The sequence below is a fragment of the Marinomonas sp. HM11-D genome (assembly GCF_057626615.1).
The window spans coordinates 344,827-369,200 of the sequence record NZ_JBMMKT010000005.1; the positions used below are offsets into that span (position 1 = coordinate 344,827).

General features: G+C 47.1%; 21 protein-coding genes. 17 read left to right on the top strand and 4 right to left on the bottom strand.

Going from position 1 to position 24,374, the window contains the following annotated elements; genetic code table 11:
- Positions 1-7: 7 nt before the first annotated feature.
- The 3 genes from ACOSVP_RS10220 to ACOSVP_RS10230 are packed head-to-tail and all read left to right on the top strand — an operon-like array spanning position 8 to position 2,967.
- Complete coding sequence (locus ACOSVP_RS10220; protein WP_487347393.1) at positions 8-304, top strand: DUF1244 domain-containing protein; 297 nt, start codon at positions 8-10, stop codon at positions 302-304.
- A gap of 37 nt (positions 305-341) precedes the next feature.
- Positions 342-1,004, top strand: a complete 663-nt coding sequence (locus ACOSVP_RS10225) for a transglutaminase-like cysteine peptidase (protein ID WP_487347394.1) — start codon at positions 342-344, stop codon at positions 1,002-1,004.
- Positions 1,005-1,014: 10 nt separating this feature from the next.
- Entirely contained in the window at positions 1,015-2,967 is a 1,953-nt protein-coding gene (locus ACOSVP_RS10230) for an EAL domain-containing protein (RefSeq protein WP_487347395.1), read from the top strand.
- An 18-nt stretch (positions 2,968-2,985) separates the two neighbouring features.
- Here the strand turns inward: ACOSVP_RS10230 and ACOSVP_RS10235 are convergent, their stop codons facing one another.
- Positions 2,986-3,336, bottom strand: coding sequence for a hypothetical protein (locus ACOSVP_RS10235; protein ID WP_487347396.1), 351 nt, complete (start codon positions 3,334-3,336; stop codon positions 2,986-2,988).
- Between the two features lie 423 nt (positions 3,337-3,759).
- Between ACOSVP_RS10235 and ACOSVP_RS10240 the strand changes: the two genes are divergently transcribed.
- The 12 genes from ACOSVP_RS10240 (at position 3,760) to mobA (ending at position 20,402) form a co-directional block, all read left to right on the top strand.
- Positions 3,760-6,009, top strand: a complete 2,250-nt coding sequence (locus ACOSVP_RS10240) for a type I secretion system permease/ATPase (protein WP_487347397.1) — start codon at positions 3,760-3,762, stop codon at positions 6,007-6,009.
- Positions 6,009-7,352, top strand: a complete 1,344-nt coding sequence (locus ACOSVP_RS10245; RefSeq protein ID WP_487347398.1) for an HlyD family type I secretion periplasmic adaptor subunit — start codon at positions 6,009-6,011, stop codon at positions 7,350-7,352. The genes ACOSVP_RS10240 and ACOSVP_RS10245 overlap by 1 nt, the downstream gene beginning before the upstream one ends.
- A gap of 114 nt (positions 7,353-7,466) precedes the next feature.
- Positions 7,467-8,132: a response regulator transcription factor gene (locus ACOSVP_RS10250; protein WP_487347399.1), complete on the top strand. Its 666-nt coding sequence runs from the start codon at positions 7,467-7,469 to the stop codon at positions 8,130-8,132.
- 349 nt (positions 8,133-8,481) lie between these two features.
- Positions 8,482-9,843 (top strand): CmpA/NrtA family ABC transporter substrate-binding protein, encoded by a 1,362-nt coding sequence (locus ACOSVP_RS10255; RefSeq protein WP_487347418.1) that lies wholly within the window; start codon positions 8,482-8,484, stop codon positions 9,841-9,843.
- A gap of 65 nt (positions 9,844-9,908) precedes the next feature.
- Entirely contained in the window at positions 9,909-10,883 is a 975-nt protein-coding gene (locus ACOSVP_RS10260) for an ABC transporter permease (protein ID WP_487347400.1), read from the top strand.
- A 14-nt stretch (positions 10,884-10,897) separates the two neighbouring features.
- Positions 10,898-11,743 carry an ABC transporter ATP-binding protein gene (locus tag ACOSVP_RS10265; protein ID WP_487347401.1) on the top strand — a complete coding sequence of 282 codons (846 nt, stop codon included), beginning with the start codon at positions 10,898-10,900 and terminating at the stop codon, positions 11,741-11,743.
- A gap of 12 nt (positions 11,744-11,755) precedes the next feature.
- The gene (locus tag ACOSVP_RS10270) at positions 11,756-12,973 is read left to right on the top strand and encodes an NAD(P)/FAD-dependent oxidoreductase (RefSeq protein WP_487347402.1); all 1,218 of its coding nucleotides are present in this window, start codon (positions 11,756-11,758) and stop codon (positions 12,971-12,973) included.
- 50 nt (positions 12,974-13,023) lie between these two features.
- On the top strand, positions 13,024-15,585 hold the full coding sequence (gene nirB / locus ACOSVP_RS10275; protein WP_487347403.1) for a nitrite reductase large subunit NirB: 2,562 nt from the start codon (positions 13,024-13,026) through the stop codon (positions 15,583-15,585).
- Positions 15,586-15,594: 9 nt separating this feature from the next.
- Complete coding sequence (gene nirD, locus ACOSVP_RS10280; protein WP_487347404.1) at positions 15,595-15,918, top strand: nitrite reductase small subunit NirD; 324 nt, start codon at positions 15,595-15,597, stop codon at positions 15,916-15,918.
- Between the two features lie 228 nt (positions 15,919-16,146).
- Complete coding sequence (locus ACOSVP_RS10285; protein ID WP_487347405.1) at positions 16,147-18,807, top strand: nitrate reductase; 2,661 nt, start codon at positions 16,147-16,149, stop codon at positions 18,805-18,807.
- The gene (locus tag ACOSVP_RS10290; RefSeq protein ID WP_487347406.1) at positions 18,804-19,814 is read left to right on the top strand and encodes a glycosyl transferase family protein; all 1,011 of its coding nucleotides are present in this window, start codon (positions 18,804-18,806) and stop codon (positions 19,812-19,814) included. Before ACOSVP_RS10285 ends, ACOSVP_RS10290 begins: the two co-directional genes overlap by 4 nt.
- Positions 19,815-19,820: 6 nt before the next feature.
- Positions 19,821-20,402, top strand: coding sequence for a molybdenum cofactor guanylyltransferase (mobA, locus tag ACOSVP_RS10295; RefSeq protein WP_487347407.1), 582 nt, complete (start codon positions 19,821-19,823; stop codon positions 20,400-20,402).
- Here mobA and ACOSVP_RS10300 read toward each other — a convergent pair whose 3' ends face one another.
- The 3 genes from ACOSVP_RS10300 to purM are packed head-to-tail and all read right to left on the bottom strand — an operon-like array spanning position 20,403 to position 22,926.
- Positions 20,403-21,203 carry a DUF3108 domain-containing protein gene (locus tag ACOSVP_RS10300; protein ID WP_487347408.1) on the bottom strand — a complete coding sequence of 267 codons (801 nt, stop codon included), beginning with the start codon at positions 21,201-21,203 and terminating at the stop codon, positions 20,403-20,405.
- An 11-nt stretch (positions 21,204-21,214) separates the two neighbouring features.
- Complete coding sequence (gene purN / locus ACOSVP_RS10305; RefSeq protein WP_487347409.1) at positions 21,215-21,874, bottom strand: phosphoribosylglycinamide formyltransferase; 660 nt, start codon at positions 21,872-21,874, stop codon at positions 21,215-21,217.
- Positions 21,871-22,926: a phosphoribosylformylglycinamidine cyclo-ligase gene (gene purM / locus ACOSVP_RS10310; protein ID WP_487347410.1), complete on the bottom strand. Its 1,056-nt coding sequence runs from the start codon at positions 22,924-22,926 to the stop codon at positions 21,871-21,873. The genes purN and purM overlap by 4 nt, the downstream gene beginning before the upstream one ends.
- A 120-nt stretch (positions 22,927-23,046) precedes the next feature.
- Between purM and ACOSVP_RS10315 the strand changes: the two genes are divergently transcribed.
- Together ACOSVP_RS10315 and ACOSVP_RS10320 are read left to right on the top strand one after the other, a co-directional pair.
- Entirely contained in the window at positions 23,047-24,111 is a 1,065-nt protein-coding gene (locus ACOSVP_RS10315) for a hypothetical protein (protein WP_487347411.1), read from the top strand.
- Positions 24,111-24,356: a hypothetical protein gene (locus ACOSVP_RS10320; protein ID WP_487347412.1), complete on the top strand. Its 246-nt coding sequence runs from the start codon at positions 24,111-24,113 to the stop codon at positions 24,354-24,356. The genes ACOSVP_RS10315 and ACOSVP_RS10320 overlap by 1 nt, the downstream gene beginning before the upstream one ends.
- Positions 24,357-24,374 lie beyond the last annotated feature (18 nt).

The following is a 24,374-nucleotide window of genomic DNA, read 5'->3' on the forward strand; positions in this document are numbered from 1 at the left end:
GGTTATTATGGATAAGCAAACAGAATTGGAAGTTCAAGCGGCGGCCTTTCGTCGTTTGGTGGAGCATCTGGATGAGCGTAAAGATGTACAAAACATCGATTTGATGAATCTAGCGGGCTTTTGCCGTAACTGTTTAAGTAAATGGTACGCAGCAGCCGCTCAAGAGCGTGGTGTTGAAATGGATTACGAACAAGCACGTGAAGTGATCTACAAAGAGCCTTACGCAGAGTGGAAAACTAAGTATCAGCGTGAGGCGACTTCTGAACAATTGGCTGATTTCGCGAAAAACGCACCTGCTGAGTGATGTCATGCTCAAACAGTTCCCATTGGTGTTAAGGAAAATGCGCTACTGGCTTGGTTACGGGCTGGCGCTTTCCCTTTTGCTTAGCACAATGGGGGCATCTTCTTGGCTCATCGCCGATATTTCTGAAAAATACGTCAGTTTAGCGAAGCGTGTGGGCGCAAAATACGGCCCCCGCGCCGAACTGCGCATTATGGCTTGGCGCCGTACCATTGAGGAGTCCAGAGGACTCGCGGTTGAGCAGCAACTGCAGAATATTAATAACTTTTTCAACATGATGCAGTTTGTTGATGACCAAATTCATTGGGGCAAGAACGATTACTGGGCAACGCCTATTGAGTTTCTGGGCACTGGTGGTGGCGACTGTGAAGATTTTACCATCGCTAAATATTTTGCCTTACGAGAGCTGGGTGTGCCCGATGCAAAACTGAGGTTAGTGTACGTTAAAGCCCTAAGATTGAATCAACACCATATGGTGCTGGCTTATTACCATACACCGACGTCTGTCCCTGTGCTGCTGGATAACCTCGATAAAACCATCAAACCAGCGATTCAGCGCAACGATTTATTACCGATATACTCATTTAACGCAGAGAACTTATGGTTGGCCAAAGAAAAAGGTCGCGGTCAGCTAGTAGGGGGCTCATCTCGTCTGAGTTTATGGACGGACTTAAATAACCGATTAACGGATTTAGAGGGCTAGGAGACTTACTGTGACACTATTCCGACAATTACTTTTGACTATTGTTTTGCTGCTGTCTCTCATGCTCATGGTGGTTATGCTGATTAACTTTCAAACAACCAAGAGTTATTTGATTGAACAGTTACGCTCAACCACTCAAGACTCTGCTACCTCGTTAAGTATGCAGGTGTCAGATTACATGGCCCTGAATGATTACGTCTCGGTAGAAAGCTATGTCAATGCGGTGTTTGACAGTGGTTACTTTTCCGAAGTGCGCGTGCATGCCTATGCGACAGATCAGGACATTGCACGTTCTAACATTACCAAGATTTCAGGGGTACCAAATTGGTTCATTAGTGCCATTGATTTTGATGTGCCAACCGCCAATGCTGTAATTTCCAACGGTTGGAATGAATTGGGGCAAGTCTATATCACAGGTAGTGCAGGTTATGGCTATTACCAATTGTGGTTAGCAAGCCGAGATCTATTGCTGTCTTTCCTTGCAATTGGTGCTGTTTCGATTTTATTGGGCGGATTATTACTGCGTTGGTTGTTTAAGCCCCTTTCTGAGGTGGAAAAACAAGCAGAAGCTATTCAACAGCGCCGCTTTATTCAAATGAAAAAACTACCTAAAACCCGTGAGTTGAAGTCGGTAGTTGAATCTATGAACCGTATGGCGGCCAATCTAGAGCGAGAGTTCGCCGCCGAAGCGCAAACGGCTCAGTGGTTGCAGGCCAAAGCCTTCAAAGATCCTGTCAGTGGCCTAGGCAATCGTAACTTTTTCGAAAGCCAAGCCTCAGCTCACTTCGCAGAGTCAGACCGAACGTTCGATGGTTTGATGCTGGTGAGTTTGATTGACTTGGCCAAACTTAATAATGAAATGGGTTATGAAGCGGCGGATAACTTTATTCGTAGTACCGCCAACATTTTGGAAACTCATTTGTCCAGTTTTCCACATGCCACGTTAGCCCGTTTAAGTGGTGCGGACTTTGTCGCCTTGGTCCCAAATATTGAAATAGCTCGCCTGAAAGAACTAGTGGCTGGCGCCATGCTGGATCTTCAAGATCTCGCCAGTGCTCGGGCTAGTTATTCCGAAGCCGTCGCCAATATTGGTGCGGTGGTGATTGATGCGACTGTGGATCGTTCCAATGCCATGGCCCAGGCCGATGCGGCGCTACGTTCGGCGAAGCAAGCCGGTGCGAACCAATTTAGTGTGTTCGATTCTGAAACCGGTCAAAAAATGGCGATTGGTCGTATCGCTTGGAAAGAGATGTTGGAATATGCCATAGAGCATCGTAGTTTCGTTCTACGACGCCAACCAGTGGCGGCGGCGAATGATCGTAACAAATTGTTACAACAAGAATTATTCGCCAGTCTAGAATTTGAAGGTAAGCAATATCACGCTGGTTACTTTATTGGTTTGGCGGAGCAATTTGACTTAGGTGAACAGGTTGACCAAGTCATTATTCGACACGTTATTGAGACCATTAAGACCACCAATCTGGCGGGACCTTTTGTGGTCAACTTGTCGACATCTGCCTATGCCAAGATGTCATTTGTAAGTTGGTTGGACAAATTACTGCAGGGTCTGCCGGATAAAGTGAAACAACAGCTAGCGTTTGAGGTGTCTGAGCAAAGTGTGCTTGCGGCTGAAGATCATGCGTTTTTACTGGTACAAACCTTGAAAAGACACCAAGTGAAATTTGGTATCGATAACGTAGGGAAGCAGTTCTCTGCTTTCCAATATTTACAAACCTTGATGCCTGATTATGTCAAAGTAGATCCGTCTTATACAAAACTAGCTGTGGGTAAAGATTCCGAATCTTTCTTTATGCATACGCTGTGTAAAATGTTTAACAGCTTGAATATTGATGTCATCGCAACAGGTGTTGAAACGGACAAACAAGTGGAAGTGTTGCAACGTTTTGATATCAGTGGGGTACAAGGTTACGGGGTTGGGCGTCCAGTAGCGTTTGGGGAGTAAGGTTTGCAACGATGACGCTTAAATTAAAGCGTCATCGTCACGAATGTCACCGATTAGAATGTCATTGTTACCAGAGTGAATGCCACGTACGAATTTACGGCTAAGTAGTTTCTTCTGAGCGGCCATCGGTAGCTCAGTAAAATGGATAAGATGTTTTTCAGTCAGAAGATCAATCAAGTCTTCTAGAACGCGCATCATTTCTTGATCAGATGAGGAAAGCAGTTCTTGAGAAGAGTCATGATCGAGTTTCCGAGCAAGAATTTCAGCGACATGCGGGTCGTTCGGTGAAACTAGCGTCTTGTAATCGTTATTTTGGTAGGGTGCCACATCAATAATGTCACCTAATTCATTAACTTTTGCATAGAGCATGAATAATTCCTCGAATTGTTGAGCGCTTTGGCTGATTTTAAACCATAGTATTATATTTATGTTGTCTTTTATCTATCTAAGTTCAGCTGGATATAGTCTTTTAGAGAGTCTTTCTTTATGCCACTATTTCGGAAAAGTAAGAGTCACAGCGATAGGGGGCAAAACGTGTCACAGGATGACCGCATTAAGGAAAATGCGAATGTATGGCTGCAACAAGAACATTTGAAACAAGCCAATCTTGATCAGAAGACTCAATCCGAGTCATTACACTCCCCCCAAACAGCTTTTGTTGAGAGCAAAGCCGCTCGTAATTTGGATACAGACTCACATGTTGAAGATAGCAAGGATGTTTCTAGAATCGCTTCAGCCAATAATGAGTTTAAACCAAAAAATACATCCACATTAACAATCAAAGGAGCGACAGTGGCTTCAGATACTGAAGATCATGATTCAACTAAGCATCAACAATATGATCAAGCGGAGCTTGAGTCAGCACCAGAGCAAGATTCGAAAGTCCGAGATGGGTCTTCTTGGAAAGATTATTCCGATCAATTAGACAGCGTTGATCCTTTACTAGATTGCTTGGTATTACTGTCAAAGTTTTATAATAACCCTTATACGGCAGAAGGTATTTTGTCTGGCTTGCCGACCTCTAGTGAGGGCATGACACCATCAGTGTTTACTCGCGCCGCCAAACGTATTGGTTTTGTGTCACGATTTGTGAAACGCCCAATCAATAAAATTGCCCAAGAATTGATGCCAGTCGTACTTTTACTAAAGGGTAAAAGCGCCTGTGTGTTGTTGAGTATTGATCATCAAGCGGACAGTGCCACTGTCTTGATGCCAGAATCCGGTGATGGTGAAGTCACCTTGCCTTTGTCTAGCTTGCAAGAGCTGTACTCTGGTTACTGTTTCTTTATTCGCCCTCAATTTCGTTTTGATAAGCGTTCAGACTTTGACGCCTCACAAGAAGACCATAAACATTGGTTTTGGGGGACGCTATCAGCCTCTTGGCGCATTTATCGTGATGTATTTATCGCCTCATTACTGATTAACGTATTTGCTTTAGTCAGCCCGTTGTTTGTGATGAACGTGTATGACCGAGTGGTGCCCAATAATGCCTTTGAAACCCTCTGGGTGCTGGCGATTGGTGTCAGTGTGGTTTACTTCTTTGACTTCTTGCTAAGAATATTGCGCGCTTATTTTATCGATATAGCCGGTAAAAAGTCCGATATACTGATTTCCTCGAACATCTTTGCCAAGGTTAACAATATTACCATGGCGTCTCGTCCTCGCTCCGTCGGTGGTTTTGCCAAGAATCTACAAGACTTCGACAGTATTCGTGATTTTATTACTTCGGCGTCTATTACTACCTTGGTCGATATTCCATTTATGTTTTTGATCGTGGCAGTGATTTATTTGATTGGTGGTCCGTTAGGCTTGATCCCAATTGTTACGATTTTAGCGGTACTGGTGTATTCATTCGCGATTCAGAAACCATTGAAACGTTCTATTGAAGAAGGCCAAAAAACCGCGACCCAGAAAAATGCGGTGCTGATAGAAAGCTTATCCAATGCCGAGAGCGTCAAAATCAATAATGCTCAAGGCGCATTGCAGCAACAGTGGGAGCAAGCGGTTGGCAACATTGCTGATTGGGGGTTGAAAACTCGTCAGTTGGCGCAGTCTTGTTCTTCTTTTGCCATGGTCGCGCAGCAAATGACCACTGTGGCCATGGTAGTGTTTGGGGTATATATGATCTCTGAACGGGAAATGAGTATGGGTGCATTGGTAGCGTGCGTCATGTTGACCGGCAGAGCACTTGGACCGATGGCACAGTTTGCGGCATTAGCCGCTCGTTATAATCACGCTAAGTCTGCATTTAATGGCTTAAATGCGATTATGGCCTCGCCAGTAGAACAACCTGACGATGTCAAGTTTGTTCATCGAGACCGCTTTGATGGCAGCTTTGAATTTGAGAATGTAGCATTTAGCTACCCAGACCAAGACCAAATGGCGGTCTCTCATATTAATCTAAAGATTAAGGCTGGTGAAAAAGTCGCCATTATCGGTCGTATTGGCTCTGGTAAAACCACAGTTGGTAAATTGATGATGGGCTTGTATGAGCCAAAAGAAGGATCAGTACGCATCGATGGCATTGATTTACGACAAATTAACCCTGTCGATTTAAGGCGAAGTATTGGTGCAGTATCGCAGGATGTAACCTTGTTTTATGGTTCTATCAAGGAAAACATTTGTTTTGGAGTGCCCTATATTGAAGATGAGGCCATTGTTTGTGCCGCGGAATTATCGGGGGTTTCTGAGTTCGCTAACCTACGAGCTGCAGGATTAGACAGTATTGTCGGTGAGCGAGGTCTTCATTTATCGGGTGGACAGCGCCAAAGCGTAGCGATTGCTCGAGCGCTTTTGTTTGATCCGAATATCCTTGTGCTGGACGAGCCAACTGCGTCCATGGATAACACCACGGAAACACGAATGCGCCGTCGCTTAGCGAAAATTATCGATGATAAAACCCTAATCCTAATTACTCATAAATCGTCGATGTTGGATCTAGTGGATCGCCTGATTGTCATGGATAGCGGCCGTATCGTAGCTGACGGACCGAAAGAGCATGTGTTTGAAGCATTGCGCCAAGGTAAATTAAAAGTGAGCTAATGATGTCTAGAAGTAACGAACGTAATAAAGTTGATCAGGCAGATTTGGAATTTCTCACAGATCGCAACGCCGCCATTATGTTGAAAGCACCTCAAGGAGGGCGAATTATTCTCTGGGGGGTATTTGCTTTCCTTATCTGTGCTTTAGTATGGGCCCATTACACTTCTATTGATGAAGTGACGGTTGGCCAAGGTAAGGTGATTCCTTCTAGCCAAGTTCAGGTCATTCAGAACTTGGAAGGGGGGATCGTCAAAGAGATCAATGTCAAAGTCGGACAAGTTGTCGCTCAGGGCGCATTGCTGATGACCATCGAGAATACGGAAGCGGTGTCATCGTTGCGAGAGCGTCAGGTAGAGCGTGCCAATTTGATGGCCCGTGCGGCGCGCTTGGATGCTGAAGCGAATGGTGAAGAACCTATTTTTGCTGAATTTATCCAGAAAGATTACCCAGAGGTAATCAATCGTGAAATGGATTTGTATCGTAACCGATTGGCTTCTCTAAGTGCGAATCAGGCGATTTTTGAGCAGCAAATTGCCCAGCGACAGCAAGAAATCGTCGAACAACGTGCCAAGCTTGGCAACTTCCAAGACAGCTATGAATTGGCTAATGAAGAGTTAAGATTAACGCGTCCTGCCTTTGAGCGAGGCGCTGTATCACGCGTGGAATTACTGCAGTTGGAACGACAAGTTAACCAATTACAGGGTGACTTACAGGCGACGCGTTTAGCTTTGCCAAGGGCTCAATCTGCGCTAGAAGAGGCTCGTACCAAACTGGCAGAGAGTACAGCTAAGTTTCGTGCCGAATCTCAAGAGCAGCTGACCGATGTGCGTTCACAGCTCGATCAGATAAGAGAAGCCAGCGTCTCATTGGCGGATAAAGTAGAACGTACCCTGGTGCGCTCACCAGTCAAAGGGATCGTAAAGCAAGTACAAATTAATACCGTAGGTGGTGTAATTAAGCCTGGTATGAGCCTGATGGAAATTGTCCCAGTAGAAGACTCTTTATTAATTGAAGCGAAGATACGCCCAGAAGACATTGGCTTTATTAAACCAGAGCTTCCTGCAGTGGTAAAACTGACGGCTTATGACTTTTCAATCTACGGTGGCTTAGAAGCCAAGGTGGAAAATATCTCGGCGGATACTATTCTTGATGAAGAGGGCAATAGCTTCTACGTCGTTAGGGTTCGGACGGAAAAAAGTCACTTGGGTTCTGACGATTCGCCGTTGTCTATCATTCCAGGTATGCAGTCATCGGTGGATATCATCACCGGTAAAAAGACAATACTAGATTACATACTAAAACCAATTTTCAAAGCTCGACAGAATGCTCTTCGTGAAAGGTAGTTACAAATCATTGATTTAGATAGGAAGTTATTTACAAAAGTTAACGATTGCCATTAGGTCGCACTAATATAATTGAATGACTATTCTGTATCGTTAGATGTTAAGGAGCGGATCTTGAAAGTATTGTGCTGGAACGCAAATGGTTCAGTCTTCGAACATTGGAAGAAGGTTGCTCCGTCAGGTGCAAGCTTAGTCCAAAGCGAGGAGTTTGAAGAAACGCTTAGCCAGTTGGCTAGTGGCTCTTTTGACTATTGCTTTGTCTACCTTGATAACGATGCCTTCTCTGAGAGAGTTGAACTCGTCGTTCAATTGCGTGAAAAATTCTCCGATATAAAAATTGTCGCTTTCCCCTATTTGCGCAGTCAGTCTGCTGCAATCCGTATGTTGTCTATGGGGGTTAATGCACAGTGTTCGCCTTATATTGCCAAAGAGCAATTGGGGTTGGTGCTGTCTGTGGTGGATTCAGGCGAAATCTGGGGCGGTAAAGAGTTAATACAACAACTGATTAAACGATCTGCCAATCAGTCAGAAGTGAAACTTGACATCCATGCTTTTACTGGGGCTGATCTGCTTTCCGAACGTGAATTGGATGTGGTTGATCGCGTTGCCAAAGGTCTTTCTAACAAAGAGATTGCCCGTGAACTAGATGTAACCGAGCGTACGATTAAAGCGCACTTAACTGCGACCTTTAAAAAGCTACATATCAAAGATCGCCTAGCGTTGGCGTTATTAGTGCAACGCGGCCCATCTGAGGCGGACGACGCCCTCGCAAATTCCTAATAAATCGCCTTAAAAAGGTTCATGCCCTATGTGGTGTGAACACTTTTTGTGCGATTAGCCGCCTCGCTTTTTCTTAAGGCCTCCTAATATTTCATATAACTCTTTGATTTAACGTTATTTTTCCAAGTTGGCACAGGATATGCTTTATAATGGTTATCAATTTAGCTAATCAATGCTTACCGCAATGGCGTGGTATTTAGGATTGGCTTAATCAATTAGAAAGATATGGCAAAGGCGCCTGCAGCTTCATCGCTGCAGGCGCCTTTTTCGTTTCTGGGCTTGATAAACGGGATTGGAGTAACGGCGAATGAAAGCAGTATTTGAGACAAAACTTGGACTATCTAAGGTAATGGGTGCAGTCAAAGTAGCGACTTTGGGGGTAGCACTAAGTTCTGTATTGGCGACTCACGCTTTTGCAGAACTGGGCTACCCAGAAAAAGAAGAGCTGAAGTTTGGCTTTATTAAGCTGACGGATATGGCGCCTTTAGCGATTGCATATGAAAAGGGTTATTTCGAAGATGAAGGCCTGTATGTCACTTTGGAAGCTCAAGCCAACTGGAAAGTGCTGCTTGATCGTGTGATTGACGGCCAACTAGATGGTGCGCACATGCTGGCTGGCCAACCGCTGGGTGCGACTATTGGTTTTGGTACTCAAGCTCACATCATTACTGCTTTTAGCATGGACTTAAACGGCAATGGCATCACAGTTTCCAACGATGTCTGGCAAGAAATGAAGAAGAACATCCCTGTTGGGCCAGACGGCAAGGTGGTACATCCGATTTCGGCTTCGGCGCTAAAACCGGTAGTGGATTCTTATAAGTCCCAAGGAAAACCGTTCAATATGGGCATGGTTTTCCCCGTCTCTACACACAACTATGAGTTGCGCTACTGGTTAGCCGCAGGGGGGATTAAGCCAGGTTATTACGCGCCAGCAAAAGGCGACATCAGTGGTCAGCTAGATGCCGATGCATTGCTTTCGGTGACGCCTCCACCGCAAATGCCAGCCACCCTTGAGGCCGGTACTATCTACGGTTACTGCGTGGGTGAGCCTTGGAACCAGCAAGCGGTCTTTAAAGGCATTGGTGTGCCAGTCATTACCGATTACGAAATCTGGAAAAACAACCCAGAGAAAGTGTTTGGGGTGAGTAAAGAGTGGGCCGATGAGTACCCAAATACTCATATCCGTGTGGTGAAAGCCATGATTCGCGCGGCGAAGTGGTTGGATGAAAACAACAATGCCAACCGCCCTGAGGCGGTTGATATTTTATCTCGCTCTGAGTATGTGGGAGCGGACGCCGACGTCATTGCTAACTCGATGACAGGTACTTTTGAATACGAGAAGGGCGATAAACGTGACGTGCCAGACTTCAACGTCTTTTTCCGTCACAACGCGACCTACCCATACTACAGCGATGCCATCTGGTATCTGACACAAATGCGTCGTTGGGGGCAGATTGCGGAAGGCAAATCAGACGACTGGTACATGGAAACGGCTAAGAAGGTTTACCGTCCAGATATCTACGCTGAAGCAGCGAAATCCTTAATTGAAGACGGTGTGATGGCGGCATCTGAATTCCCTGATTTCACAAAAGAAGATGGCTTCAAAGCCCCGCAATCGGACTTTATTGATGGCGTGGTGTTCGATGGTCATAAGCCAAATGACTACATCAATAGCTTCGCAATCGGCTTAAAAGGTGATGAAACACTGTAACAGTGTTTCGCGTTAGACACAGCGGGGAGGACACAGTGTCTTCCCGCGAAATGGGAGAATGGATTATGAGCGCTATCGTGCTATCAATGAAATCCTTTGGATTACAGAAGCTGTCAGAGTTTCGTCTTAAGAATCTGCTGATGCCAATGCTTGGCATCATAGTGTTCCTGTTTATCTGGCAGGTAGGGGCGGATCGAATCGATACGTCATTGGGTAAGTTTCCAGGTCCTGTTGCCGTGTATGAACAGTGGCAAGGGTTGCTCAGTGATCATCAGCGCGAGCGTGACAAAGAAGCGACTTTCTACCAGCGCCAGGATGAACGTAATGCAGATCGCGTAGCAAAAGACCCGAATTATGAGCCTAAAATCCGTGAATATACCGGCAAGCCAACCTTTTTTGATCAGATCTTTACCAGTCTCTATACCGTGTTAGCGGGCTTTGGCTTGGCAACCTTGATTGCTATTCCGTTGGGTATCTTGGTAGGCCTTAATAGCATGGTGTACAGCGCATTGAATCCGGTGATTCAGATCTTCAAACCCGTGTCACCGTTGGCGTGGTTGCCATTGGTGACCATGGTGGTCAGTGCGACCTATGTATCTGCTGATCCGATGTTTTCGAAATCCTTTTTAACCTCCATGTTTACCGTGACCATGTGTTGCATGTGGCCAACCTTGATTAACACCGCGGTGGGTGTGGCTGCGATTGAGCAGGATTTATTAAACGTCTCTAAAGTGCTGCGCCTGAACTGGTTAACCCACGTGCTGAAGATCGTCATTCCATCGGCGATGCCAATGATGTTTACCGGTCTGCGGTTGTCGCTAGGGATTGCTTGGATGGTGTTGATCGCAGCAGAAATGCTGGCGCAAAACCCTGGTCTTGGCAAATTCGTTTGGGATGAATTCCAAAACGGCAGCTCGGATTCACTTGGACGTATCATGGTGGCGGTGCTGATGATTGGCTTTATTGGTTTCTTATTAGATCGTGCCATGCTGTTTGCGCAGCGTTACTTCTCTTGGGACAAAACTCAGATTCTTCGTTAATTAGGAGCGATACGATGACACATTTAGATATCAGTCAGGTTTCAATTGAGTTTCCGACCCCAAAGGGAAGCTTCAAGGCGCTCGATGGGGTAAACCTAAAAATCGCCAAAGGCGAGTTTGTTTCGCTGATTGGCCACTCAGGCTGTGGTAAGTCGACCGTGCTGAACATTGTCGCTGGCCTTTATGATGCCACTGAAGGGGGGGTTTTGTTAGATGGAAAAGAAGTTCGTGGACCGGGGCCTGAGCGTGCGGTGGTGTTCCAGAACCATTCTTTGCTGCCTTGGTTAACCTCTTACCAGAATGTTGAGTTGGCGGTGAAACAGGTGTTCAAGGGCAAGAAGTCTAAGAAAGAAATGCACGATTGGATCATGCATAACCTTGAGCTGGTGCACATGACTCATGCGGCTGATAAGCGTCCCTCTGAGATTTCCGGTGGTATGAAACAGCGTGTCGGTATTGCCCGTGCTTTGGCTATGGAGCCAAGTGTGCTTCTGATGGATGAGCCGTTTGGTGCGTTGGACGCCCTGACTCGTGCGCACCTGCAGGACTCCCTAATGGAGATTCAGCGAGATCTTAATAATACCGTGATTATGATTACCCACGATGTGGATGAAGCTGTTTTATTGTCGGATCGGATTGTGATGATGACCAATGGCCCAGCCGCAACGGTAGGTGAAATTTTAACGGTGGATCTAGAGCGTCCTCGCGACCGTCTGGCGCTAGCGGATGATCCAAAATACGTGGACTACCGTGCTCAAGTGCTGACCTTCTTGTATGAAAAACAACGCAAGGTAGAGCCGATTTCTAAGTCAACGGCTGACAGCAAAAGCAAAGAGCCGAAACTGGCAGTCAATGGTTAATAGGGTATAGATATGGGCAAAGAGCATATTGTCATTATTGGCGCGGGGATGGCGGGCTCAAAGCTGGCCCATGCCTTGGTATCTTTGCCATCAGCGCCTTTTGATGTGACCTTGGTCGGTGAAGAGGCACAGGTGGGCTATAACCGTATCATGTTGTCCTCTGTTTTATCTAAGGAAATGGATGAGCAAGATATCGCCCTAGTAGATGTGTCTTTTATGACACAGAATGGTGCAAACATCATCGCCAGTGATCCGGTTGTGAGCGTTAACACAGAATGCAAACAAGTGTTTTTAGCCAGTGGTGCAGAGCTTTGTTACGATCGTTTAGTGTTTGCTACGGGGGCGCGTTCATTCTTACCTGAGTGGGCTCAAGTCGGAGCTGACAATGTGGTGGGGTTTCGCGATTGGAATGATGTGAAAGCCTTGCTATCACTGCCTTCTAGGGCAAAGGTAGCGGTGATTGGCGGTGGTTTATTAGGGCTTGAAGCAGCGGTGGGGTTGGCGAAAAATGGCCATCAACCGGTGGTGATTCAGCGCTCAGAATACATTTTGAACCGTCAGCTTGATCGAGTATCGGCACAGTACTTGCAGGAGAATCTTGAAAGCAGGGGTGTATTGTTTTTAACCGAGACTTCACCTGTGCAGATTTCAATGGATCAAGACGGTAAACGTGCAAGTGCCGTGGTGACTGATAAAGGCTGTATCGATGTCGATATGGTGGTGGTCGCTGCGGGGATTACACCGGAAGTAGAGCTTGCTAAGCATGCGGGTGTGAGCGTTGACCGAGCGATCTTAGTGAGTGCGAACATGCAGACATCGATTGAAGATGTGTATGCATTAGGGGAATGCAGTCAATTTGACCAACATACCTTTGGTTTAGTCGCTCCTATTTGGGATCAATTGGAAGTACTGGTGCACACCTTACTTGGCGAAGAGGCTAAGTTTGATATCAAACCAGTACCCACCAAGTTAAAAGTTTCGGGTGTTGATCTCTACTCGGTGGGGCAAATCAACGCCGAACCGGATCAAGAAATTACATTACTGGATCCTGGTCTTAATCATTATCGCAAACTGGTAGTCAATGGTGACCGACTGGTGGGCGCAATTCTTTATGGCAACGTCGCCGATGGCAGCTGGTATCACCAGCTGATTCAGAACCAAACCAATATTTCTGAAATGTTGGAGTGTCTGGCCTTTGGCGAAGCGTACTGCCAGTCTGTTAACGCTTAGAACTCCAACGTCAGATGTTGCTGGCCGCAAGGCTTAGAAAGGGGAACATGATGACGTCATTTACACATTCAAACGATGAGACAAAACAGCACATTATTGTGGTCGGCAATGGCATGGTTGGCCATCATTTTGTCGAGCAGCTGATTGAGCTTGGTGGTATGGACGAATACCGCGTCACCGTATTTGGTGAAGAAGCGAACCTAGCCTACGACCGAGTTCATTTGAGCGACTACTTTAATGGCGCAAGCGCTGCGGATCTTGCTATGACCACTAGCGCATATTATGCAGAGCATGATGTTGCCTTTAATACCTGTAGCAAAGTAGTGGTGCTGGACCGTGACGCTAAAGTGGTAACCCTTGAAAATGGGGAGCAGCTGGCTTACGACAAATTGGTGCTGGCGACGGGTTCTTATCCATTTGTGCCGCCTATGCCTGGTCATGACCGCGGCAATACCTTTGTTTACCGGACACTAGAAGATCTTGATGCGATCAAAGCCTGCGCGCAAAGCGCTAAGACAGGTACGGTCGTGGGGGGCGGTCTGCTAGGTTTGGAAGCTGCCAACGCATTGAAAAACCTAGGTCTTGAAACCAGTGTGGTGGAATTTGCTCCGCGTTTAATGCCGGTGCAACTGGATGAAACCGGTGGTGCCTTGCTGCGTGAAATGATCGAAGGTTTGGGGGTAAGGGTGCTGACCGCGACGGCTACCAATGAGATCGTTGATGGTGAATCGGCTCACCATCGCATGAATTTTGCTGATGGCTCGCACTTGGAAACGGATCTGATTCTTTTCTCGGCTGGGATTCGTCCACGGGATGAATTGGCGCGCCAAGCCAAGCTTGAAGTGGGTGAGCGTGGCGGTATCGTGATCAATAACCAATGTATCACCAGTGATGACAGTGTCTATGCGATTGGCGAATGTGCTCTGTGGGATGGTCGAATTTTTGGTTTGGTGGCACCAGGTTACATGATGGCGAAAACGGTGGCGGGGCATCTTATGCGAAATGCCGCGGCCGCCTTCACCGGTGCCGATATGAGTACAAAACTGAAGTTGTTGGGTTGTGATGTGGGATCGATCGGTGATGCCCATGTCACTAGCCAAGGGGCACGCTGCTTTGTTTATCAAGACCAGATGAATCAAGAATACCGTAAGTTGGTGGTGAGCGAAGATGGCAAGAAAGTCATTGGTGCGGTCTTGGTGGGCGATAACAGCTACTACGATACCTTGATTCAATACTACTTAAACGGCATTGATTTACCGGCACAACCGCAAGCCTTGATTCTGCCGGCTAGTAATGGTGAATCTGTTGGTCTTGGGGTAGATGCCTTGCCTGCTACGGCATCTATTTGTTCCTGTCATAACGTCACCAAGCAAAGTATCGCGGATGCGGTAGCGGCGGGCGCTATGTCCGTGGGTGATGTTAAGAGTGCCACCAAAGCGGCGACGGGCTGTGGCGGTTGTGCGGCGTTACTGAAGAAGGTCGTGGACAATGAGCTGACCGCGTTAGGCATCGAAGTCAGCACCGACATTTGTGAGCATTTCCCTCATACGCGCCAAGACCTTTATAACATTGTCAAAGTTGAAGGCATTCGTACCTATTCAGAGCTTTTACATAAACATGGTAAAGGTCATGGCTGTGAAATCTGTAAACCGGCGGTGGGCTCTATCTTAGCCTCGGTTTGGAATGACTATGTGCTTGCCAAAGAACATATCGGTTTGCAGGATACCAATGATCGATTCTTGGCCAATATGCAGAAAGACGGGACTTATTCTGTGGTGCCACGCATTCCAGGCGGTGAAATCACGCCTGACAAATTGATTGTGATTGGCCAGGTGGCGAAAGATTACAATCTCTACACCAAAATCACCGGCGGTCAGCGTATCGACCTATTTGGTGCGACCCTGCCGCAACTACCTGAGATCTGGAAACGTCTGATTGATGCAGGCTTTGAAACCGGTCAGGCCTACGGTAAGTCGGTTCGTACTGTTAAATCCTGTGTTGGCAGTACCTGGTGTCGCTACGGCGTGAACGACAGTGTCGGCATGGCGATCAAGATAGAGAATCGCTACAAAGGCTTGCGTTCGCCCCATAAATTGAAGTTTGCCGTATCCGGTTGTACCCGTGAATGTGCCGAAGCGCAAAGCAAAGACATTGGTGTGATCGCCACCGAAGGCGGTTGGAATCTCTATGTCTGTGGTAACGGCGGTATGAAACCACGCCATGCGGACTTATTTGCCACCGATCTGGATGATGCAACACTGATTCAATACATTGACCGTGTGTTGATGTTCTATGTGAAAACAGCGGATCGCTTGCAGCGTACCTCGGTCTGGATGGACGGTTTAGAAGGGGGGCTTGATTACCTAAAAGACGTGGTAATCAATGATGCATTAGGCATCTGTGAGGAGCTTGAGCAGCAAATGGCGCATGTCGTCGATACCTTCCAGTGTGAATGGAAAACGACCGTTAATGATGAGAAAGCCCTTAAGACCTTCCGTCAGTTTGTAAATCATGATGGTCAAGACGAAAACGTGGTCTTTGTCGAAGAGCGAAATCAAATTCGCCCAGCTACCGATGAAGAGAAAGTAACACTGATTGCCAAAGCTGGTTAGGAGCATCCCATGAATTGGAATTTAATTTGTAGCAAAGACGATTTAGTGGAAGACGCCGGCGTTGCGGCCATGGTCAATGGCGAGCAGGTGGCGATCTTCTTTTTACCTGAAGCGGAAGACAAGGTGTTCGCGGTGAGCAACTGGGATCCGATTGGCAAAGCCAATGTCATGTCGCGAGGACTAACGGCACACCTACAGGACCAATGGGTGGTTGCGAGCCCACTGTATAAGCAGCACTTTAATCTCGCCACAGGCCAATGCTTGGAACAGGACATTGCCTTAAAAGTATGGTCTGCCAAGATGGTGGATAACGAGGTGTATATCGCACTCTAGTGCGTAAGTGTTCTGAAATGGTGCGTTTAGCCTCATGTTAGCGCACATAATTGCTGAATTGGATGGCCTTTCACCGGAATTAGCCCTTATAAGCTGGCCTGCAATTTGCAGTAGTTAACTTACCTCAGACTATCCAGTGTTGGGTATCTGGTGATTGGCAATGTAGCCCTGACTTTCCTCTTGTAAGCAAGATGGGAGGCAGGGCTTTTTTTATGGGTAGAGGAAAGTATGATCGCAAAAACAACCTGTCCTTACTGTGGTGTTGGCTGTGGCGTCAAGGTGACGATCGCTGAGGATCCTGCTAAAGGTTTTACCCGCTTAGAAGGTGATGACAGTCATCCAGCGAACCTTGGCAAACTGTGTGTCAAAGGCAGTAACTTGGCGGCAACCCTCGTTCAAGAGGATCGTTTGTTACAGCCGAAAATACACGGTCAAGACGTGTTGTGGCAGGATGCGGTGGATCATATTGCCGAGAAAATCACGCAAACGATTGCCCAACACGGACCAGATGCCTTTGCCTTCTACTTGTCAGGCCAAATCCTGACCGAAGACTATTATGTGGCCAATAAGTTTGCCAAAGGTTTTCTTGGCACCGCCAATGTCGACACCAACTCACGTCTGTGTATGGCGTCTGCCGTGGTGGGCTACAAGCGAGCGTTTGGCTCGGATACCGTGCCTTGTAGTTATGAAGATTTAGAGCTTTGTGACTTATTGATCATGGTTGGCTCGAACGCGGCTTGGACGCATCCTATTCTGTTCCAACGCATTGCTGCAGCGAAAGCCAAGCGTCCTGAGATGAAAGTGGTAGTGATTGATCCGCGACAAACCGCGACCTGTGATATTGCCGACTTACATCTGGCGATCGAGCCTGGTAGTGATGCGGCGATTTTTAACTTCCTATTGTTGGAGTCACAGCGCCAGCAAATCCTCGATGCGAAATTTATTAAAAAGCATACCAAGGGTTTTGCTAACGCCCTGTGGACGGCACAAAAGCATCAGCCTGATATTGCCGCCGTGGCCAAGTTTTGTGATGTTTCTGAAGCGGATTTAGCAAGGCTGTCCGAGTGGTGGTGTCACACCGAAAAAACCGTCAGCTTTTATTCCCAAGGGGTGAATCAGTCCTCTTCTGGGGTGGATAAATGTAACGCCATTATTAATTGTCATTTGGCTACGGGGCGCATCGGTAAAGAAGGTGCGGGACCATTTTCCATCACGGGCCAGCCGAATGCGATGGGGGGGCGCGAAGTGGGCGGGCTAGCGAATCAGCTGGCAGCCCATATGGATTTCGCCACACCTGGTGCGATAGATCTGGTGCAACGCTTTTGGCAGGCACCGAACATGGCGACAGAAAATGGCCTCAAAGCCGTGGATATGTTTCAAGCCATTGAGGCGGGTAAAATCAAAGTGCTTTGGATTATGTCGACCAATCCTTTGGTGAGCCTGCCAGACACTGAGCAAGTGCGACGGGCGTTAGCAAAGTGTGAATTGGTGATTGTCAGTGATTGCAAAGCCCATACGGATACCACGGCCTACGCGGATGTACTCTTGCCAGCACTGCCTTGGAGTGAGAAGGATGGCACAGTTACAAATTCAGAACGTCGTATTTCACGTCAACGTGGGCTGTTGCCACCACTTGGGCAAGCCAAGCCAGACTGGTGGTCGATTTGCCAAGTCGCCCGAGCGATGGGCTATCACAGCGGTTTTGCTTACCGTTCAGTAGATGACATTTTCCGTGAACATGCGGCTTTATCTGGCTTTGAAAATAACGGCAAGCGCGATTTTGATATCAGCTATTTCAGTCAAATCAGCGCTGAGGCGTACCAAGCGTTAGCGCCGATTCAATGGCCGGTGACCAAAGAAAAGCCTCACGGCAGTGCTCGGATGTTTGGCGATGGTCAGTTTTTTACCTTGGACGGTAAGGCGAACTTTGTGCCTATTTGTCCAGAAAAACCGGTTGCGAACACTACCGAGGAATTCCCCTTTGTGCTCAATACGGGGCGTGTGCGTGATCAATGGCACACCATGACCCGAACGGGCGATGCTGCCATTCTGGCGAATCATATTAGCGAGCCCTATTTGGAAATTCACCCAGAGGATGCTGCTGAGCTTAAGATTCAGCACAATGCATTGGTGCAAGTCTCGTCCTCACTGCAAAGCATAAAATTAAGGGCGAAAATATCCGCTCAAGTGAGACCGAAAAATCTATTCGCGCCGATTCATTGGACACGCCAGTTTGCCAGCCAGTCCATCGTTTCGTCATTAATCCCGCAAATCTGTGATGCTTTATCGGGCCAGCCAGAATCCAAACATGCCATCGTTAATGTGAATGCCATTCAAGGTTTACAGTATGGTTATGTGGTCTCTAAAAAACTGCCGGATATGCCCGAATTGGATTACTGGTGTCGAGTCACCCTGGAGCAAGGCGAGCGCCTAGAAGTGGCTTGCCGTCAGCCTTCCATGATCGAACAGCTGTGCCGACAAATCGAACATCAGTGGCCGCCGGGGCAGTGGCTCAGCTATCAAAATCCCATAAAACAACAGCAGCGCCGCGTTTATATCGTCGATGAAAAAGTGGTGGCCTTTGTCTTGCTACAGCCTTCTCCTCAATTACCGTCTTCGACATGGTTAGAAGAGCAGCTGTTTAGCTGCGGCGCTATGACTGAAATGCAGCGCATGGCCTTGCTCGCAGGTCGAGCGGTGAATGTTGAGGACAAGGGCGCCATTGTCTGCTCCTGTTTTCAAGTGGGAGCAAAGCAGATCGAGCAAGCCGTCAATGCCGGAGCCAGCTCAGTCAGTGAGTTAGGTAAGACTTTAAAGTGCGGGACTAATTGTGGTTCCTGCATTCCTGAAATCAAACAATTTATCCCAGTGATGGAGGTGGTGTTATGAGTGAATTCTTCTCGCGTTTTGTACAAATTTTGGGGCGAGGTAAAAAAGGCTCACGTCCACTGACGACTGAAGAAGCGCAAATAGCCATGACTATGATGTTGCATGGGGAAGCCGCACCAGAGCAGGTGGGGGCGTTTTGGATGCTGATACGTATTCGTGAGGAAACGGTCGAAGAAACCGTCGGCTTTACGCGAGCCGTGCGGGCCTTTCTTAAACAACAAAATCCCATCACCACAAAAATTGATATTGATTGGCCTGCATATGCCGGGAAACGCAATGAGCTCCCTTGGTTCTTATTAGCTGCCTTAGCTCTGGCGGATGCGGGCTACAAAGTCGTGATGCATGGTCATTCCTTTAAAGGAGAGGACCGCATCTATGTGGATGAGGTCGTAAAGTCCCTGAGCTTACCCTATTTACCTAAGATCAATGGCGCGCGCGTGGATGAGTATTTGGCGCGTAATAATTTTTTGTATGTACCATTGGAAACGATTAGTCAGCCTTTGGCGCAAATGATGGACTTAAAATTGATCCTTGGCTTGCGCTCTCCGGTGAATACTGTGGTGCGCATGATGAACCCTTATCAAGCGGCACACAGTGTCCATGGAGTGTTTCATAAGGGCTACGATGATCTTCATGCCCACTCATGTTTGCAATTAAATGATCCCTCGGTACTGATTTTTCGCGGTGGCAATGGCGAGGCCGAGGTGAATCCTGAACGAGAAGTGACCTTAGCCAAGGTCAAACATTCTACTCTGCATTGGGAGCAGTGGCGTCGCATTGGGCAGGACCATACCCGTAATAAGAGTAATTTGTCGTTACGCCGTATGATTGAGCATTGGACCGGTGAGCAAAGTGATCCGTTTGGCGAAAAAGCGGTGCTACAGACTCTGGCCTCCGTGTTAGGATTGATCTACGACGTAGACGATCAGATTTATTGCCTAAACTTAGCGCAGAAAATCTGGGATGAGCGTCAGCGAGATTATCTTAGGTACTGGAAGGCAATTTAGAAAGGCATGAGCGACAAGTTTGATGTGACGGCGTTGGTATTAGCGGGCGGTGAAGCCCAGCGCATGGGGGGAGTGGATAAAGGTTGGCAGTTGTTCGCGGGGCAAGCGCTAATCGAGCGCATGATGACATTAGTAAAACCAGTGTCCGTACAGCAATTTATCAGTGCTAACCGTAACCTTGAGCGTTACCAAACGTTAGTTGATGATGTCATTACAGATGTTGCTCCATGGCAGGGTATCGGACCTCTGGGCGGCTTATATGCCGCGTTGGATAAACTGAATACCAGTCATCTGTTGTTATTACCCTGTGACACCCCGCGTTTTTCTGCAGCGGCTCTGCAACATTTATTGGTCACTGCAGAGCAGTTTCCGGAACGTGTTCACTTTATTGAAACGGAGTCAGGGCCTCAGCCGTTGCATGCGGTATTGCCCGTGGCGGCGCTTAAACAACACTTACCGGAATTCTTAGCGCAAGCTGAGTATTATGGCGTGATGAGTTTTTATAAATTAATCGGTAGAAATGCAGTTCACTGGGACAAGGACGAAGAGTTAGTCAATATCAACTATCTCGAGCAACTAGAGCCTTAGTTACTGTTTTGGGGTAGGTGTGGCTAGTTGAGTGATTTTATCTAGGTTAAGTGTGTAGGACTCACCCTTTTCAAAGTGTTCCATCTTTACCAGCAAGTAGTCGTACTTAGGGGCAAACCAGAAATATTGATGGCGCTTGTCCGTTAGATTGTCGGTACGTACGACTTTGATTGTCTCAAGCTGACCTAGCTTGGTGTTGATCGTCTCTTGATCACGCTTTTCAAACGAATACAGCTTAGGTTTACCACCATCGGCGATATTGTAATCGAGTTGCTCGCGATGGCTTTTTAAATCGTATCTCAGTTGCAGTTGTAGTGTCAGCCGATCAAGAGTGATGTCATTGATGGGCATTGACCAAGAGTTGCCTTTAGCCGTATTGATGGCACTCATATCGTCCCAATCAAACGTAACTATGACATCTTTGCGCTTGCCCAGCACGCTGGAAGCGTAGTGGTACTCTGTCGGGCGTAGACTATCGCCTTGCAGTATAAACTGGCTCGACTCTTTAAGGCTGGCAAGTAAGGTATCGACTACAAAATCAAACTTATATTGATGGTTAGCAGTTTCGGTAAGCGTCTGTTTACCTTCTACTTTTAAAGTAATGCCTTTTTTGTAGACAGTGCTGTAAACGGCGCGGTATGGGCTGAAAAACTCAGTGCTTTTAGCAACTGTTGCTTGCGCAGTGGCTGTCTTAGTAGCGGGTTTTGAAGCAGTGTGAGCCAATTGCTCAGTCGTGGCTGAGTAAGAGGGTATTATCTGAAATAATAATGCGATTGCGGTAAGGTTTCTGATAATACCCATCTTAATATTTCCTAGTGTTCGCTTAAATCCGTTGTATAACGCACACCTGACTCAGGTAAAGGTTCTCCGTCTAGTACGGCTTGACCGTTTTCTAGACTTAAGCGACCAGAGCTAAACCATTTAACGCTTAGGGGATAAATGATGTGCTCAAGTGCATGAACTTTCTGAGCCAGCGAGTCAGCAGTTTCATCTGACGATATTTCGGTGCTTGCCTGTAAGACCACAGAGCCAGCATCCAGTTCCGAAGTAACAAAATGAACGGACACACCATGTTCCGCTTCACCCGCGTCAATGGCACGCTGGTGAGTATTTAATCCTTTGTACTTTGGCAACAATGAAGGGTGGATGTTTAACATACGACCTTCATAGTGACGCGTAAATTCTTCCGTTAGAATACGCATAAAGCCCGCAAGTACAACCAGCTTAGGCTGATACTGGTCAATTAGAGCCATCAGAGCTTGATCGAACGCTTCGCGACTTTCAAACTGCTTATGATCTAATGCATGCGTTGTGATGCCAGCATTACTCGCGCGTTCCAACCCGTAAGCGGACGCCTTGTTGCTGATCACGGCTTTGATGTCGATATCGAGATTACCTTGCAGACTTTGATCAATCAAAGCCTGCAAATTGCTGCCGCTGCCTGAAATTAAAACAACGACGGGAAAACTCATGCAGACGCCTCAAGGTCAGAGATTACAACCTCTTTACCTGATTTCTCACGAATTTCACCGATTACCCAAGCGTTTTCGCCTTCAGCGGTAAGAATAGCTAGTGCGTTATCAACGTCAGCTGCGTTAACTGCTAGAACCATACCTACGCCACAGTTTAGCACGCGGTACATTTCTTCTTGTTCAACGTTGCCTTGCTCTTGTAGCCAGTCGAAGATCGCAGGACGAGTCCAGCTTGCTGCATCAATGTAAGCAGCCGCGCCTTCTGGCAATACACGAGGAATGTTTTCTAGTAGACCGCCACCCGTGATGTGTGCCAAAGCATTTACGTTGACTGTTTCCATCAATTTAAGGATAGATTTAACGTAAATTTTCGTTGGAGCCATTAGGGCATCTTTAAGAGCTACGCCGCCAACTTCTTCTTCAAGCTTCGCACCGCTTACTTCTAGGATTTTACGGATCAAAGAGTAGCCGTTTGAGTGCGGGCCAGATGAACCTAGCGCGATCAAGGTGTTGCCAGCTTCAACTTTGCTGCCATCGATGATTTGATCTTCTTCAACTACACCCACACAGAAGCCTGCTAGGTCGTAGTCGCCATCGTGGTACATGCCAGGCATTTCAGCTGTTTCGCCGCCCACAAGTGCACAACCAGATTGTAGACAGCCTTCACCGATACCGGTTACAACGTCAGCCGCAACATCTACGTCTAGTTTGCCAGTCGCGTAGTAGTCAAGGAAAAGTAGAGGTTCTGCGCCTGCAACCACTAGATCGTTGACACACATTGCCACAAGGTCGATACCGATTGTGTCATGTTTGTTTAGATCCATTGCCAAACGCAATTTAGTGCCCACGCCGTCAGTACCTGAAACCAATACTGGGTTTTTGTACTTTTGTGGTAGACGAGTTAGCGCGCCAAAGCCGCCAAGCCCACCTAGTACTTCAGGGCGGCGTGTTTTTTTACTGACGCCTTTAATGCGCTCAACAAGTTCGTTGCCGGCATTAATGTCTACGCCTGCGTCTTTGTAACTAATCGAGGTTTTTTTCGATTCGGTCATTGCCTAAGCCTTATCATGGTGTGGGAAAAACGGCATTTTAACACAGTGGAGAATAAGGGCTATGGTTCTTTGCATAGAAGACAGTAGAATAGAGCAAATACGACAAGCAAGGGGATTATTTTGAAGCGTATTTTCTTATTTTGGCTGTTAATGCTGTCCTCGCTCGGTCACGCGGCACAGGTCTCCAATTTATATTCGTCAGTAGTGCAGGTGCCAGCCAGTCTGGGCGATCAACAATTGTTGAATCGAGCATTTAGTCAAGCGATTGACGATGTCTTGGTGCGCGTTTCCGGTCAAGAGAATCAATTGTCTAGTAGTGTGCTGAATATGGCGCACAATTCGGCAGCCAGTTGGGTCGCTCAGCATTCCGTGAAAGACGTGTTAGAGGGTGTAGAAGCGACTAAAGAGGTCAATGTTACCTTCTATAAAGAGTCTGTGGATCGCTTTCTATTTGAGCAAGGCTTGCCAGTCTGGAGCAATGAACGCCCAAGTATTTTGGTGTGGATGATTGATGACAGTACTGGCACCAGACAAATGTTGGGCACCAATCGCCCAGCACGAGAGTTGTCTGTTGTTTTTGATGAAGCTAAGCGCTATGGGTTGCCGGTCTATGCGCCATTAGTGGACGATGTAGATCGTAATGCGTTGAATGGCAGCGCCTTATGGGGCTTCTTTGAAAGTGATATTTTAAATGCCAGTCAGCGTTATGAGACGGATGTGGTATTAGCGCTACGTCTAAGTGAATACCGTGGCGATGCCATTGCTGAGGCCATGTTGCTATCAGCTAATCAAGCGTCTCGTACTATTTCGGCAACCCGTGGCAGTAAGAATGAAGCTATTCACGATGTGCTTAAGGGCCTCTCTGCTATGTTGTCTGAACGATACGCATCGATTAGAACCACAGCGCAAAGTGAATTGAATGTCAAAGTCGATGGTGTGCATGATTACCAAGCCATGGCTGCTTTGAAAAACTATTTAGCGTCTATTGGGGTAGTGCAACAGATTCAGTTGAACAGCATTGTTGATGGGCAAGTGGTGTTTAATGTCGTGTTGAATGGCACGGCTGATAAATTTAGAAACAGTGTCGCGTTAAACAGCATGTTGGTGCCTAAGCCAGTCATCGCTATGACACCAGATTTAGCGCCAGCGGTTGAATATCAATATGTAGGTAAAGGTAGTAACTAATGACCAATGAAGCCGAACCGAAGCCAGTGTTAAAAGACTTCTATGCTCGACCAGTTGAAGAGCAACAAGACTTCTTACAGCAGACTTGGTGTAACGAGTGTATGGAAATGGATCTAGGGATGAAGAACCCACAAGAGTTTGAAGCGGGTGATCGTGCTTGGATCGAAGGCGAGTGTGTAAAATGTGGTACTAAGATTATCACCGAACTCGTTTATGAAGATGTTTATGAAGATGACGAAGAGTGATCTTTGCTAGTAAATTGA